Annotated in this window: 12 protein-coding genes; all 12 read right to left on the bottom strand. The window is 56.2% G+C overall.

Going from position 1 to position 15010, the window contains the following annotated elements; genetic code table 11:
• Nucleotides 1–2: 2 nt before the first annotated feature.
• The 12 genes from BUB06_RS02230 to atzF all read right to left on the bottom strand — a co-directional run bounded on the left by BUB06_RS02230 (nucleotide 3) and on the right by atzF (nucleotide 14862).
• Nucleotides 3–1295, bottom strand: coding sequence for an arsenic transporter (locus BUB06_RS02230; RefSeq protein WP_039473272.1), 1293 nt, complete (start codon nucleotides 1293–1295; stop codon nucleotides 3–5).
• 46 nt (nucleotides 1296–1341) lie between these two features.
• Nucleotides 1342–1662 carry a metalloregulator ArsR/SmtB family transcription factor gene (locus BUB06_RS02235; protein ID WP_072013017.1) on the bottom strand — a complete coding sequence of 107 codons (321 nt, stop codon included), beginning with the start codon at nucleotides 1660–1662 and terminating at the stop codon, nucleotides 1342–1344.
• A 123-nt stretch (nucleotides 1663–1785) separates the two neighbouring features.
• Nucleotides 1786–2235, bottom strand: coding sequence for a hypothetical protein (locus tag BUB06_RS02240; RefSeq protein WP_010295600.1), 450 nt, complete (start codon nucleotides 2233–2235; stop codon nucleotides 1786–1788).
• Nucleotides 2232–2936: a hypothetical protein gene (locus tag BUB06_RS02245; protein ID WP_010295598.1), complete on the bottom strand. Its 705-nt coding sequence runs from the start codon at nucleotides 2934–2936 to the stop codon at nucleotides 2232–2234. The genes BUB06_RS02240 and BUB06_RS02245 overlap by 4 nt, the downstream gene beginning before the upstream one ends.
• Nucleotides 2937–3065: 129 nt before the next feature.
• Nucleotides 3066–3764 (bottom strand): urea ABC transporter ATP-binding subunit UrtE, encoded by a 699-nt coding sequence (urtE, locus tag BUB06_RS02250; protein WP_010295596.1) that lies wholly within the window; start codon nucleotides 3762–3764, stop codon nucleotides 3066–3068.
• Nucleotide 3765: 1 nt separating this feature from the next.
• A complete protein-coding gene (gene urtD / locus BUB06_RS02255; protein ID WP_175552149.1) occupies nucleotides 3766–4554 on the bottom strand; it encodes an urea ABC transporter ATP-binding protein UrtD in 789 nt (262 codons plus the stop codon).
• Between the two features lie 61 nt (nucleotides 4555–4615).
• On the bottom strand, nucleotides 4616–5692 hold the full coding sequence (urtC, locus tag BUB06_RS02260; protein ID WP_039473376.1) for an urea ABC transporter permease subunit UrtC: 1077 nt from the start codon (nucleotides 5690–5692) through the stop codon (nucleotides 4616–4618).
• Between the two features lie 11 nt (nucleotides 5693–5703).
• Nucleotides 5704–7293: an urea ABC transporter permease subunit UrtB gene (urtB, locus tag BUB06_RS02265; protein ID WP_010295591.1), complete on the bottom strand. Its 1590-nt coding sequence runs from the start codon at nucleotides 7291–7293 to the stop codon at nucleotides 5704–5706.
• A 56-nt stretch (nucleotides 7294–7349) separates the two neighbouring features.
• Nucleotides 7350–8618, bottom strand: coding sequence for an urea ABC transporter substrate-binding protein (gene urtA, locus BUB06_RS02270; protein WP_010295587.1), 1269 nt, complete (start codon nucleotides 8616–8618; stop codon nucleotides 7350–7352).
• Entirely contained in the window at nucleotides 8615–9403 is a 789-nt protein-coding gene (locus tag BUB06_RS02275; protein ID WP_010295585.1) for a GntR family transcriptional regulator, read from the bottom strand. The genes urtA and BUB06_RS02275 overlap by 4 nt, the downstream gene beginning before the upstream one ends.
• A 49-nt stretch (nucleotides 9404–9452) precedes the next feature.
• Nucleotides 9453–13067: an urea carboxylase gene (gene uca / locus BUB06_RS02280; protein WP_039473275.1), complete on the bottom strand. Its 3615-nt coding sequence runs from the start codon at nucleotides 13065–13067 to the stop codon at nucleotides 9453–9455.
• Nucleotides 13060–14862 carry an allophanate hydrolase gene (atzF, locus tag BUB06_RS02285; protein WP_039473279.1) on the bottom strand — a complete coding sequence of 601 codons (1803 nt, stop codon included), beginning with the start codon at nucleotides 14860–14862 and terminating at the stop codon, nucleotides 13060–13062. Before atzF ends, uca begins: the two co-directional genes overlap by 8 nt.
• Nucleotides 14863–15010 lie beyond the last annotated feature (148 nt).

A 15010-nucleotide genomic window follows, 5' to 3' on the forward strand; every position in this document is an offset into this window, starting at 1 on the left:
TCTCATGACAAAGTGACAGAAAGACGTAACGCCAGCGCGACCAGCGTGACGAGTAGCACAGGCAAGGTCATGACAATTCCGGTACGGAAATAATATCCCCAGCTAATCGTCATATTCTTTTGTGACAGCACATGCAGCCAAAGCAGCGTCGCCAGACTGCCAATTGGCGTGATTTTTGGCCCCAAGTCGCAACCAATCACGTTGGCATAAATCATCGCGTCTTTGACAACGCCTGACGCAGTACTGCCGTCAATGGATAAGGCACCAATCAGCACGGTGGGCATATTGTTCATGACAGAGGAAAGAAGCGCGGCCAGAAAGCCAGTGCCGAGTGTGGCAGTCCACAATCCCTCCTCCGCAAACTGGTTCAGAATAGTGGAGACATATTCCGTTAACCCCGCGTTGCGCAGGCCGTAGACCACCAAATACATACCCAGTGAGAAAATCACGATCTGCCACGGCGCCCCGCGCAACACTTTACTCGTGTTTATGGCATGGCCTTTTTTTGCCACAGCAAACAGAATAAGTGCCCCCGCCGCCGCAATGGCACTGACGGGAATACCCAAAGGTTCAAGGACAAAGAACCCGGTAAGCAGAAGAATCAGAACCACCCAACCAGCGCTGAACGTTGCCTGATCTTTAATAGCGCTTGCCGGTGCTTTCAGCCGGGATACGTCATAGGTAGCGGGGATATCCTTCCGAAAGAACAAATGCAGCATAACCAGCGTCGCGAGAATCGCTGCGATATCGACAGGAACCATGACCGAAGCATATTCAGTAAAACCGAGGCTGAAAAAATCGGCAGACACAATGTTGACCAAATTAGAAACGATGAGTGGCAGGCTAGCCGTGTCGGCAATAAATCCGGCAGCCATAACAAACGCCAACGTCGTACCTTTACTGAACCCCAGAGCCAGCAGCATAGCAATCACAATCGGCGTGAGGATTAGCGCAGCGCCATCGTTGGCAAACAATGCGGAAACAGCAGCCCCCAACAAGACAATCCAGGTAAACAGCAGACGCCCGCGCCCGTTTCCCCACCGGGATACGTGCAGTGCCGCCCATTCAAAAAAACCCGATTCATCAAGCAACAGGCTGATGATAATCACCGCAATAAACGTCGCCGTTGCGTTCCAGACAATATTCCAGACAACCGGAATATCACTGAGATGAATAACCCCGCTGAGCAGCGCGAATACGGCACCGATGCTGGCACTCCATCCGATACTGAGACCTCTGGGTTGCCAAATCACCAGGATCAAGGTCAGTAAAAATATGATTCCTGCCAATAACATTTCAAACCTCATCATATATGGAAAAAAGAATATACCCCTTCCTATTTCAGCATGAAGAAGAAGCAGATTTAGCCAGACACCGACGCACGTCATCACGCAGGCATTGCCATGCGGTATGAATCGTTTCTGCAGCCCAGGCAGGCATGTGTGGAGACAATCTATAATGAATCCATTTTCCTTCACGGCGATCTAGAACCAAACCTGACGCACGTAATATCGCCATATGTCTGGAAATTTTAGGCTGAGATTCCATGGTAGCAGTACAGATATCACAGACACACAATTCACCTGCCTCTCTAAGCAGCAGAATGATGGATAGTCGAGTCTCATCGGAAAGAATTTTGAAAAGCTGAACAGGCTGTAACATTTTGGGTCCCAACGCACTCAAGATACACATATGATAATTCATATGTGTTAGCTTTGAAATCACCCAATGAAAAATACAGTAAGGCAAAGCAGAAATGACACTGTGATTTACGTCGTTACACGGTTATTCCGGCGGTAGTGGCGCAGTATACGGACTGCTGTAAACCTGAACCATCACGCTTTTATCGGTATCAAACGTCGCAACCGTCACGATGTCCTTAGTGCCCGCCGCTCGCCAGCACTCCGCCTCAACATCGCAACGAGCCTGTTTCTCATAACCCATCGATGTCAGATAAGTATGAACCTTGCTGGTATCGTCAGTGCCATAAAAATTTACCGTCCATACTTTAGCTTCCGGGCCCGTTACGTTTGAAAAATTGAAGTCATAGCGATCGGTAATACGCGGCATTGCTTTTAGAATATCGGGGGTATAGAACGCATATTCCCTTTTATCCTGCTCGGTATAATGTGCACTTCCAGCAAAATTCATTTTGATGTAGGGCCATAGAAAACCGACCACAGCAGCAATAACAGTGATGCCAAGCACAGCAAAAATTTTCAGCGATCTACTCATAGCCCTAATGTCCTGTTTTTCGCTGAGTCGATAAAAGATCCATCCCGACTGGCGACACCTACATTTCCAGATTCGAAGTCATTGTAGGGCGAGACCACCTGCATAAATGGTGGTAAAACACCCCTGTGGGGTCTGGCATTGTTGGGAAATCGTTCAGGATCGGGAAAAAGGAGTGGCGTGAATCTATCATTTTTGAAAGAACCGATCTTGCCGTAATAATCCCATCGTTTAAGTGCTTCTTCCCTGCTAACAGGGCGAAGCATGGGGAAAGGATTTTGGATAGACACTACACGGTAAAAACCCAACAAATCGGAAACCAAGTCCTCACCGCTGAATCCACTGTCTGTCACAAGGTTATTGGGAAATGAGTCTTGGAAAGCTTCAAATTTCTGGGCTACCGCCATCATCATTGCCAGCGCAATGCTGAGTCTCTCATGTTGCGGCCGCCCTTTTTTGATTCGCCAGGTAATAAATTTCCCAGAGCGAATGATGCGGTAAGGGTCCGACATACCCTGTGAATAGGTAACATTGTAGCGCTCTTGTCCTGATTCCTCACCCTGATTAATTTTGCTGAGAAGGTTTCTAATGTCCGTACCTTGCGCATGGCCGAGGTCGATCCATCCCAAGACTTCGGTATATACCAAGCCGCCCTTTGAAGCGGCGGCTTTACTGCCATCCAGTATTTCGTAGCGTTTACTCATCCTTAAGTTCCCTTTCCTTTTTAGCTGAAGATACACAAAGAAATTATCCTCTTAAGGCTGTATTTTACACAACTTCTTCGTTCGGCCCGAAACTTTTGTCCTGGCGGCGTAGGGTTAAAGTAATCACATTCAAATCGCCACCAGCCCTCGCACACCGTCCTGTTCCATCGTTTCTCCTCGCCCGCGCTGTATGATTTCCCCGCGGGACATCACCAGATAGCTGTCAGCCAGCTCGGCGGCGAAGTCGTAAAATTGTTCGACCAGCAGAATCGCCATATCGCCACGCTGTGCCAGTTGGCGAATCACCGCGCCGATCTCTTTAATCACCGACGGCTGTATGCCTTCGGTTGGCTCATCCAAAATCAGCAGCTGTGGTTTGCAGGCCAGCGCACGACCAATCGCCAATTGCTGCTGTTGCCCACCGGACAAATCGCCGCCGCGCCGCTGTTTCATCTCATCCAGCACGGGGAAAAGTTGGTAGATCTCATCTGGCACCTGCCGCGCCTGTTTGCCCGGAAAGCGCGATAGTCCCATCAACAGGTTTTCTTCCACCGTCAACCGAGGAAATATTTCCCGCCCCTGTGGCACGTAGGCAATGCCAGACTGCACGCGCTGATAGGGTTTACGCGAGTTAATCGCTTCACCCTGCCAGCGAATCGTGCCGGACTTCGCGGGAATCAACCCCATCAGGCATTTCAGCAACGTAGTTTTCCCCACGCCGTTGCGCCCTAGCAGACAGGTAATCTCGCCGGGTTTGACCTCAAACGACAGGCCGCGCAAGATGTGGCTGCCGCCATAATATTGATTCAGTTCTGCAATCTCTAACATGTTAGCGCCCCAGATAAACGTCAATCACCTGTTCATTCGCCTGTACTTCGCGCAGCGATCCTTCCGCCAGCACCTGCCCCTGATGCAGCACGGTGACGCGATCGGCGATGCTCTCGACGAAGCCCATATCGTGCTCCACCACCATCAGCGAGTGTTTGCCAGCCAGACTGCGGAACAGCTCGGCGGTATAGGCCGTTTCGGCGTCCGTCATCCCGGCGGCGGGTTCATCGAGCAGCAGCAGATGCGGCTCCTGTACCAGTAACATGCCGATTTCCAGAAACTGCTTTTGCCCGTGTGACAAGAGTCCTGCGGGCCGTTGTCGTTCGTGGCCGAGCCGCAGCAGCGCTAGCGTGTCGTCAATCCGGTCACGCTGCTCGCTGCTCAGCCTGGCACGCAGGCTTGCCCACACTGATTTGTCAGTTTTCAGTGCGATTTCGAGATTTTCAAACACCGTCAGCGCTTCAAACACCGTCGGCTTCTGGAATTTCCGGCCGATTCCCGCACGGGCGATATCTACCGGTGATAGCGTCGTCAGGTCGGTATACTGATCGTAAAATGCTTTGCCGTTATCCGGTCGCGTTTTACCGGTGATGACATCCATCAGCGTGGTTTTTCCCGCGCCGTTTGGGCCGATGATGCAACGCAGTTCCCCGACGCCAATCTGCAACGAGAGATCGGTGAGCGCTCGGAAACCATCAAAGCTCACGTTAATCTTGTCGAGTTGCAGCACCGGATCGGTCTGATGCCGATGGCGATCCGACGGATGCGGCTGCGCGAACTTTGGCTCCATCAATACGGGCTGAGTCGCGACGGTTTGTGCAGGCGCGGGAACCGATGGCACAGATAGAGACTCAGTCATGTTTCTTCCTCGTCAGTAAGCCAATTACGCCACGCGGCAAAAACAGCGTGACGAGAATAAACATCAGCCCCAAAAAGAACAGCCAGTATTCGGGAAAGGCCACGGTAAACCAGCTTTTCGCCCCGTTGACGATCCCCGCACCGAGCAGCGGCCCGACCAGCGTCCCACGCCCACCCAGCGCCACCCAAATGGCGGCTTCGATGGAGTTGGTCGGCGACATTTCGCCCGGATTGATGATGCCGACCTGCGGTACATACAACGCCCCCGCCAGCCCGCACAGCACGGCGGAAAGTGTCCACACAAACAGCTTGAAGCCTTTCGGGTCGTAGCCGCAGAACATCAGACGGTTTTCCGCATCGCGTACCGCCGTCAGCACGCGACCAAATTTACTGCGCGCTAGCGCAAATCCCACTAGCAGGCTGGCGATCAACAGCAGCACGGTGGCGACAAATAGCCCAATACGCGTACCGGTGGCCGTAATAGGGAAACCCAGCAGCGTCGTAAAACCGGTAAATCCGTTATTGCCGCCAAAGCCGGTTTCGTTACGGAAGAACAACAGCATCCCAGCGTAGGTCAGTGCCTGCGTCATGATCGAGAAATACACGCCTTTGATTTTGGAGCGGAACGCAAACCAGCCGAACACAAACGCCAGCACGCCCGGCACCAGCACAATCAGGCACAGCGCCCAGGCGAAATACTGGGTTCCCGCCCAGAACCACGGCAGCTCCGTCCACGACAGAAATGACATAAACGCGGGCATTCCCTCGCCAGCGGCCTGCCGCATCAGGTACATGCCCATCGCGTAACCGCCCAGTGCGAAGAACAGGCCGTGACCGAGCGACAGCAGCCCGGCATAGCCCCACACCAGATCCAACGCAACGGCGACAATCGCATAGCACAGGATTTTGCCGATCAGCGTCAGCGTATAAGTGGAGATCGCCAGCGGATGCTCTGCGGGCAACAGCGCGAGAAATGGCAGGATCAGCAAGGCCAGAAAAGCGATCGAACCCAGGACAAGCATGAGTCGCGGTGCGCGCTGCGTCAGGGTTATCGTCATAGGTTGCGTAATAGATTGCGTCATCAGTCAATCACCCGTCCTTTGAATGCAAACAGCCCCTGTGGCCGTTTCTGAATAAACAGCACGATCAGTACCAGAATGACGATTTTGCCCAGCACCGCGCCAATCTGCGGTTCGAGCACTTTGTTGAGAATGCCAAGGCTGAAGGCAGCGACCACCGTCCCCGCCAGTTGCCCGACGCCGCCCAGTACGACGACAAGGAATGAATCGATAATGTAGCCCTGTCCCAGCTCCGGCCCGACATTGCCCAGTTGCGACAGCGCTACGCCGCCCAAACCAGCGATACCGGAGCCCAGTCCAAAGGCCAGCATATCAACGCGACCGGTCGGCACGCCGCAGCAGTCCGCCATTGCCCGGTTTTGTGTCACCGCCCTTACGTTCATGCCGAGTCGGGTTTTATTGAGCAATAACCAGGTGAGCAGCAGCACGCCGAGGACGAACACAATCACCGCGATGCGGTTATACGGCAGCACCAGATTTGGCAGCAGGCGCAGCCCGCCGGACAGCCATGCGGGATTGGCGACTTCCAGATTCTGGGTACCGAACAGCATACGCACCAGTTGGATCAGCATCAGGCTGATACCCCAGGTCGCCAGCAGCGTTTCCAGCGGTCGGCCGTAAAGATGACGAATCACCGTGCGTTCCAGCACCATACCGACGCCAGCGGTGATAAAGAAGGCTACAGGCAACGCCAGCAGCGGATAATACGCCAGCCAGCTCGGTGCAAACTGCTGACACAGTGACTGTACCAGCCAGGTTGCGTACGCGCCCAGCATCAGCATTTCGCCGTGCGCCATGTTGATAACGCCCAATAATCCGTACGTGATCGCCAGCCCCAGCGCCGCCAGCAGCAGGATTGACCCGAGCGACAGCCCGGTAAACGCCTGCCCCAGCAGATCGCCGACGATCAAACTTTGCTTAATCTGATCCAAACTTTCCTTCGCCGCCGCCCGCACGCCGGTATCCGGCTCGTTTTGCGCCTGTGTCAACGGCTGTAAGCGCGCCTGCATCTGTGGATCGCCGGTCTGCCCTAAGCGTTTGACCGCTTCAAGGCGCACCAGCGGATTGGGATCGCTTAATTGCCGGGTCGCAATAGCGGTATTCAGCGCCTCATGTACCTGCGCATCTTTCTCTACGTTGAGGCGTTGTACCAACAACGGCAGCTGTTCCGTACTGCTGTCGCTCTGTAGCTGCCGTACCGCATTCAGGCGCGTTGCGGCATCATCGCTGACGAGCTGATGCGCGGCCAACGCGGTGGCAACCAGACCGCGCAGGCGGTTATTCATAAACAGTTTTTTGGTCGCACCAACCAGTTCCGCGTTCCCGTCCAGCGACGTTAATGTGCCCTGCACATCCCTAAACGGCTGCTGGTTCCTATCGAGCACCACCGATTCATCGCGCAATGCCTGTAACAGCGGCAAGCGTGCGGGTTCTGGCGCAGCGGCCCATTGTTGCAGCAGTTCAGCCTGCTGCGTGCGGCTCGCGGCGGCGAAATCGGCCGCAGGCCCGGCCTGTGCCAGCAGCGGAAACATCAGACACAGCGACAGCACAAACGTAGATAATCGATGACTCATCATCGCAATGTCCGCCATATAAGAGAGGGAGTATCCCCGTCCGATATGCTGGACGGGGCGTGTAGAGACGACGTTTACTGCGCTGCTTTTATTGGATGATCGGGCTTCTTATCATTGCCGGCGATGTACGGGCTCCACGGCTGGGCGCGAACTGGCTTATCGGTTTGCCAGACCACGTTGAACTGACCGTTTTCCTCAATTTCGCCAATCATCACCGGCTTGTGCAGGTGGTGGTTGGTCTTGTCCATCGTCAGCGTAAAGCCATCCGGTGCGGCAAAGGTCTGCCCAGCCATCGCGGCGCGCACTTTATCCACGTCTGTAGTGCCCGCTTTCTCTACTGCCTGCGCCCACATATGAATGCCGACATAGGTCGCTTCCATCGGATCGTTAGTCACCACCGTGCCCGCGTTCGGCAGGTTTTTCGCTTTGGCATAGGCTTTGTAGGCTTCCACGAAGTCGGCATTGGTGGGGTTATCGACCGACTCAAAGTAGTTCCACGCGGCTAAATGGCCGACCAGCGGTTTGGTGTCGATCCCGCGCAGTTCCTCTTCACCGACCGAGAACGCGACAACCGGCACGTCGGTCGCTTTGATTCCCTGATTCGCCAGCTCTTTATAGAACGGTACGTTGGAATCGCCGTTGATGGTGGAAACCACCGCCGTCTTACCGCCCGTCGAGAATTTCTTGATGTTGGAAACGATGGTCTGATAATCGCTGTGGCCAAACGGCGTATAGACTTCCTCGATATCTTTGTCCTGCACGCCTTTCGAATGCAGGAACGCGCGCAGGATCTTGTTGGTGGTACGCGGATACACATAGTCAGTACCCAGCAGGAAGAAACGCTTCGCCGCCCCACCGTCTTCGCTTATCAGGTATTCCACGGCCGGGATCGCCTGCTGATTCGGTGCCGCGCCAGTGTAGAACACGTTCGGCGACATCTCTTCACCTTCATACTGAACCGGATAGAACAGCAGCCCGTTTAACTCTTCAAACACTGGCAGAACCGATTTACGCGATACCGATGTCCAGCACCCGAACACCACTGCCGCTTTGTCCTGCGTCAGCAGTTGACGCGCCTTTTCAGCAAACAGCGGCCAGTTCGAGGCCGGGTCGACCACCACCGGCTCCAGTTTTTTACCCAACACGCCGCCTTTGGCGTTGATTTCATCAATCGTCATCAGCGCCACATCCTTCAGCGGCGTTTCCGAAATCGCCATCGTACCGGACAGCGAATGCATAATGCCGACTTTGATGGTTTCTGCTGCCTGCACGCTCCAGGACAACCCCATACCAACCACTGTCGCAGAAAGCGCAAAAACTTTTAGCAATGAACGTCTTTTCATTTATTAGCCCTTAAGTCGTGTTGAGTGAGAATGGAATCGTGTGATGCATCAGGTGAAACACGTTCAGTAGAAACAGATGTCGTTGAAACAGATTGAGGCCGCGCCTGCTGTAGCATGTGTAAGGTGATCTTCCTGACTTCGGCCTTACTGACGGCAATGTGGTCGGTCAGAATGCGCTGCGCCTCCTCGGTGTGCTGTTGCAATATCGCCAGCAAAATGCGGGCATGTTCTTTATAGGTCGCGTCGATGCGATCTTCGCGGGTGAAATCGAGACGGCGAATAATGCGGATTTTCTCCGTCAGTTCGCCGTGAACCCGCGCCATTTCGCTGTTGCCCGCCGCCATCACCAGCCCACGGTGAAACCCTTCGTCGTAGCGGGAGACGATTTTGCCGTCGTCCAGACGCGGTTCCTCAATCCAGAAGCGTTTTAGATCCGCCAATAGCTCGGCGCAGCGCCCCGGCGGCATCCCGCACAACCGCCGAATAGCTTCGCGTTCCAGCACGATGCGAAAGTCATACAGTTCTTCGAAATATTCGAAATCAAACGGACGAACCTGCCAGCCGCTGCGGAAATAGACTTCGACATAGCCTTCTCGCTCCAGCCAGAACAGTGCCTGACGCACTGGCGTACGGCTGACCGACATCCGTTCGGCAATTTCATTTTCACTAAAGCGGTCACCCGGCATCAGGCGAAAGTCGAAAATGTCGTTTTTCAGCGTTTGATACACCCGCTCCGCCAGCGCTTCCGGGCGATCTTTGCTGCTCTTTTGTGTGCCTGCTCGCATCGTTTTCTCCGCCTCGCCGTTTATTCTGCTTGTCCTTTTATTCCGGTCTCTATTCCAACCACAGCAAGGCATCACCGGGGCTGACCGGTCGCCCCGGCTGGCAGCCGATGCGTTTCACCCGACCAGACTGCGGCGCGCTAATCGTCAGCTCCATCTTCATGGCTTCGACGATAATCAGCGGCTGTCCGGTTTCGATGACATCCCCCACGTTCACCAGCACTTTCCAGATGTTGCCGTTCATATCCGCACTGACCTGAAACGCGTCTTCGTCGTTCTCTACAGGAGCGGCAGAAACCACTTCCTGCGGCGTGCTGTCATCTTCCTGCTGCCACAGCGCCACTTCCGTTTCAAACGCCGTGGCCTGACGCTGGCGGAACGCGGTAATATCGTCGTCCTGCTCCGTCAGAAAACGCGAGTGTTCAGCAAAATCAAACTCGGTTTCTTCGATGCTGATCGCCGCGCGTCCTTCGCGGAAGTCATCGCGCAGCGCCGTGAGTTCGGCTTCGCTGACCGGATAAAACCGCACCTGATCGAAGAAGCGCAGCAGCCACGGTTCACCCGCAATGAATTGATCGTTTTTGAGGAATTTGTTCCAGATAGGCAGTGTGCGCCCCACCAGTTGATAGCCGCCCGGCGAATCCATGCCATAGATGCACATGTACATCCCGCCAATACCCACAGTGCCTTCGGCGGTGAAGGTGCGCGCTGGGTTGTATTTGGAACTCAGCAGACGGTGGCGCGGATCGATCGGCACCGCACAGGGCGCGCCAAGATAAACGTCACCTAATCCCAGAATCAGATAGCTGGCATCGAAAATGATGTCGCGCACGTCATCACGGTGTGGTAACCCGTTAATGCGCTGAATGAAATCGACGTTATTCGGCAGCCAGGGCGCGCTGGCACGTACGGTCTCGCGGTAGCGTTCCACCGCGCCGAGCGTGGCGCTGTCTTCAAACGCCATCGGTAAATAGACGATGCGCGACGGCACTTTCATTTGGCTCACATCGCCAAGCTGACGTTCCAGATGAAGCAGCACGTCCAACAGCGACCGCTGGCGGATAATCCGGCTGTCGTAGCGCACTTGTAGCGAACGCACGCCGGGCGACAGTTCTTCTATTCCCGCCGTTTCTGAGGCGCGGATCGCCACCATCAGCAGATGAATACGCAGCCGCAACGCCAGATCCAGCACGTTATCGCCGTATTCGATCAGAACGTAGTTATCTCCCGCCTGACGATACACGGCGGCTGGCGTGGTCGCCGTAGCAGGTACCGTAGCCAGCACCGTGGCGGAGCCGAATGCCGTTGTCGCCAGCGAGGGAACGTCAAACGCAGGGGCATGAGCTGTACCCAGCGTAGAAACGCAGTCAGACTGCGCCTTTTCCAGCGCCAGCGCTTCATCCGCGCCGATCGGGTGGAAACGAATACGATCGCCCGGCTTAACCTGACCAACTTTCCACAGCTCCGCTTTGGCAATGGTGACCGGACAAACAAACCCGCCCAGACTCGGCCCGTCCCGCGTGAGGATCACCGGAAAGTCACCGGTAAAATTCACTGCGCCGATGGCGTATTCACAGTCGTGAACGTTGGAAGGATGGAGACCCGCCTCGCCGCCGTTCGCCCGCGTCCAGCTTGGCTTTGGCCCCACCAGACGCACGCCGAGTCGGTTCGAGTTGTAATGCACCTGCCATTCCGCCGCGAAAAATTCATCAATCGCCGCGTGGGTAAAGAAATCCGGCGCGCCGTGCGGGCCGTAGAGCACACCAATGCGCCATTCGTTGCCATACTGCGGAATCAGCGCGGCGTCCACGGCCTGCGGTGCGCTCACGGGCGCGGGTGTGGTGCAGGCGGGCAAGTTGGGTTGAGAAATCGCCAGCATATCTGCCACGCGCAGCGTTCGTCCGGCGTGGCCGCCAAATTCCCCAAGCGCGAAGGTCGAACGACTGCCAAGATACTGCGGCACATCGATACCGTTACGCACCGCCAGATAGGTACGACAGCCGGACTGCGCGCGCCCCAGCGTCAGCGTTTGTCCGGCCTTTACCGCCAGCGGCTGCCAGTATGGCACCGTCTCGCCATCCAGCGTCGCCGGACAATCTGCTCCCGTCAGCGCAATCACCGCTTCATGATGGAAACGCAACGTCGGGCCTTGCAGCGTAAACTCCAACCCTGCCGCGGCTTCATCGTTGCCGACGATACGGTTTGCCAGACGGAACGCGAAATCGTCCATCGGGCCAGACGGCGGCACGCCGATATCCCAATAGCCGAGGCGTCCGGGATAGTCCTGCACGCTGCTCCAGGTACCGGGTTGAATCACCTCAATCACCGACGCGGACGGCGTAAAGCTGTCGAGCATCCGCGTCCAGACCGTCCCGTTGCGGAATGCATCGGTAGCGATAATCTGACGCAGGTAATCCAGATTGGTGGCAATACCGTGCAAACGCGTGGCATTCAGCGCCTGCTGCATCTTCTCCAGCGCCAGGTCACGGGTTTCTGCATGGACAATCAGTTTGGCGATCATTGGGTCGTAATACGCCGACACCTCGGTGCCGGTGCTCACCCAACCATCAACCCGCACGCCATCGGGAAACGCGACTTCGGTCAGCACGCCGGGGCTAGGCTGGAAGTTTTTCAGCGGATCTTCCGCATAAATACGCACCTCAATCGCGGCTCCACGCGGTGCCTGCGTCAACAGTGCCCAGTCCAGCGGTTCATTTGCCGCGACACGCAGCATACATTCGACCAAATCCAGTCCGGTGACACACTCCGTCACCGGGTGTTCAACCTGCAAACGGGTATTCACTTCGAGGAAAAAGAACGCATCGCGCTCGGCATCGTAGATATACTCCACCGTTCCCGCGCTGCGGTAGCTGACCAGTTCGCCCAGCTTCACCGCGGAGGCCAGCAGCGCCGCGCGCGTGGCGTCTGGCAAATGCGGCGCGGGTGTTTCTTCCACGACCTTCTGGTTGCGCCGCTGCAATGAGCAGTCGCGTTCGCCCAGCGCGACCACGCGACCTTTACCATCGCCAAAAATCTGTACTTCGACGTGACGCGCCCGATCGATACAGCGTTCGATGAAAACACCTGCATCGCTGAAGAACTGTTCGCCCAAACGACGTACGCTCTCCCACGCCGCGCGTAACGCCACCGCATCCGCGCAGCGCGTCAGGCCAATGCCGCCACCTCCGGCAGTGCTTTTGAGCATTATCGGATAGCCGATGTCTTCGGCGGCGGCAAGCGCGTCCTCCAACGAGGCCAGCAGCGGCGTTCCCGGCGTCATCGGCACACTGGCGGCAGCGGCTAATTCACGGGCGCGGTGCTTCAAGCCAAATTCACCAATTTGCTGCGCGGTTGGCCCGACAAACGCAATGCCGGCCTTTTCACAGGCGGCGGCAAACGGCAGGCTCTCTGACAGAAAACCGTAGCCCGGCCAGATCGCCTCAGCTCCCGTTTGCTGTGCGGCGGTAAGCACTTTATCGATACACAGATAGCTGTCGCTGGCCTTCTCGCCGCCAATCGGTACGGCGATGTCTGCATCCTTCACATGCTGCGCATTTTTATCCGCATCGGAATAAATCGCCACGCTGGTTATTCCCAACCGCTTCAGCGTGCGTACGGCGCGACAGGCAATTTCGCCGCGGTTAGCGATCAGCACGGTCTTAAACATGGGATGCCTCCTGACGGGCAAGCCAGTGACGCCAGCCGCCAAATTCGGTGATATCCACGGCGTCGCTCAGCGCAGCCGGTTCGCAAATAAAGCCTTTCACCTGCCGTCCGTCGATTAACGTCAGCGTGCCGATGCCCAACGGCGCAGGAATTTCTGCGACAAACTCACCAAAGCGCGCCAGCGGGATGTCCCACAGTTCGACGATAATCGCTGCGCCGTCGGTGCTTTTCGCTAAACCGGGCTTGGCCGGTTGCGTATTCGCCAACGCATAAAGTCGATAGTTTTCCGCCGTGCGCGTCTCTTCCACTCGCACCGCATCGCGGCGGGTCAGTTGGTGATTGAGCGGCATGCCCGTCAGATGCGCGCCGACAACGGCAAGGCGGACGTGTAGTGCAGAAGGCGGCAAGGTGACCTGTCCCGTAGGCAGCGTTTTTCCCGTTGCGCCCAACGTGAGTGCCAGTTGAGCCTGCCAGCGCAGACCAAAACTCGCTAATGCACGGTCATGCCAGGCAGGCGCAATCAGCGTGATACCCGCTGGCAAGCCATCGGTACGGAAAGGTGCTGGCAGCGCCAGCGCCGAAAGATCGGCCAGATTGGTAAAGTTGGTGTAGGTGCCTAACTGGGAGTTGTAGCGTACCGGTTCCTGCTTCATCGCCTCACGCGTGTGGATCGTCGGCGAGGTCGGCACGACTAACGCATCGAACGACGCCAGCGTCTGCTGAATCTGTCGCGCCAGTTCAGCGCGCAGGTACTCCGCTTTAAAGGCCTCTACCGCGCTGAAACGTTCGCCGCTCGCCACAATACCGTGCACTACCGGATCCATGTTTTCTGGCTGCTGTAGCATGTCGCCCACCGCAACCGTGCGTTCCGCCACCCAGGGGCCTTGATAAAGCTGATCGGCTAACTGCGTGAAAATGCTGAAATCGATAGGATGCAGCGTCGCGCCCGTCGCTTCTAATTCGACCAGCGCCTGCTGCCATGCCGCCTGTGCGACAGCGTCAGAAAAAAAGGTCGGATCGCTGGGGATAGCAAAGCGCGGCTTCGCTGGCAGCGCAGCCGGTGATCGCCCCGGATGACAGCGCGAGTAGGCATCCGCCTCATCGTACCCGCCAGCCAGTTCGGCGACGGTAAACGCATCCTCGACGGTCAGCGCAAACACGGAAATCGTGTCATTCAGGCGACAGGCCGGTACGACACCGCTTGCTGATAGCCACCCTTTCGTCGGCTTCAGGCCGACAATATTGTTAAACCCAGCGGGAACGCGCCCCGACCCGGCAGTATCCGTTCCCAGCGCAAAAGCAACCAGCCCGCGCGCCAGCACCGAAGCCGATCCCGAACTGGACCCACCGCTGATGTATTCGCCATTAAAGGTATTCGGCACCGCACCAAACGGCGAGCGCGTGCCGACCAGACCAGTCGCAAACTGATCGAGGTTGGTTTTGCCCATGACAATCGCCCCTGCCGCTTTCAGTTTGGCAACGGCAGTCGCATCCTTATCAGCCAGATAGGTAAAGGCCGGACACGCCGCGCTCGTCGGTAAGCCCGCGACATCAATATTGTCTTTGACGGCAAAGGGAACGCCGAACAGCGGTAGTGCGTCTGGGTTTTCACGATACTGAGGCAATAGCGCCGCAATCTGCGCCTGAAGGTGCTCAGGTGTCGCCAGCGCGATCCAGGCCGGATCGTCCGGCGACAAACTGGCGAGCAGCACGCCTAGTGTCTCGCCCACACGATCGGCCTGCTGTTGGTAATGCTGTTTCCATTCCTGAAGCGTGAGTCCTGTCATTCTTGGCATGATGTGAATCCCATCTGGTATACAAGATTGAATTCACTAAAGCGAAAACCATGCCAGCTTTTATTTTGTTGATTTTTATGAAATTAGATTGAAGCGCTCAATTTTCATGCACAAAAAAGGAACAACCGTGCGCCATCGCGGAGCACGG

This window comes from Pectobacterium carotovorum (assembly GCF_900129615.1).
GTDB lineage: Bacteria > Pseudomonadota > Gammaproteobacteria > Enterobacterales > Enterobacteriaceae > Pectobacterium > Pectobacterium carotovorum.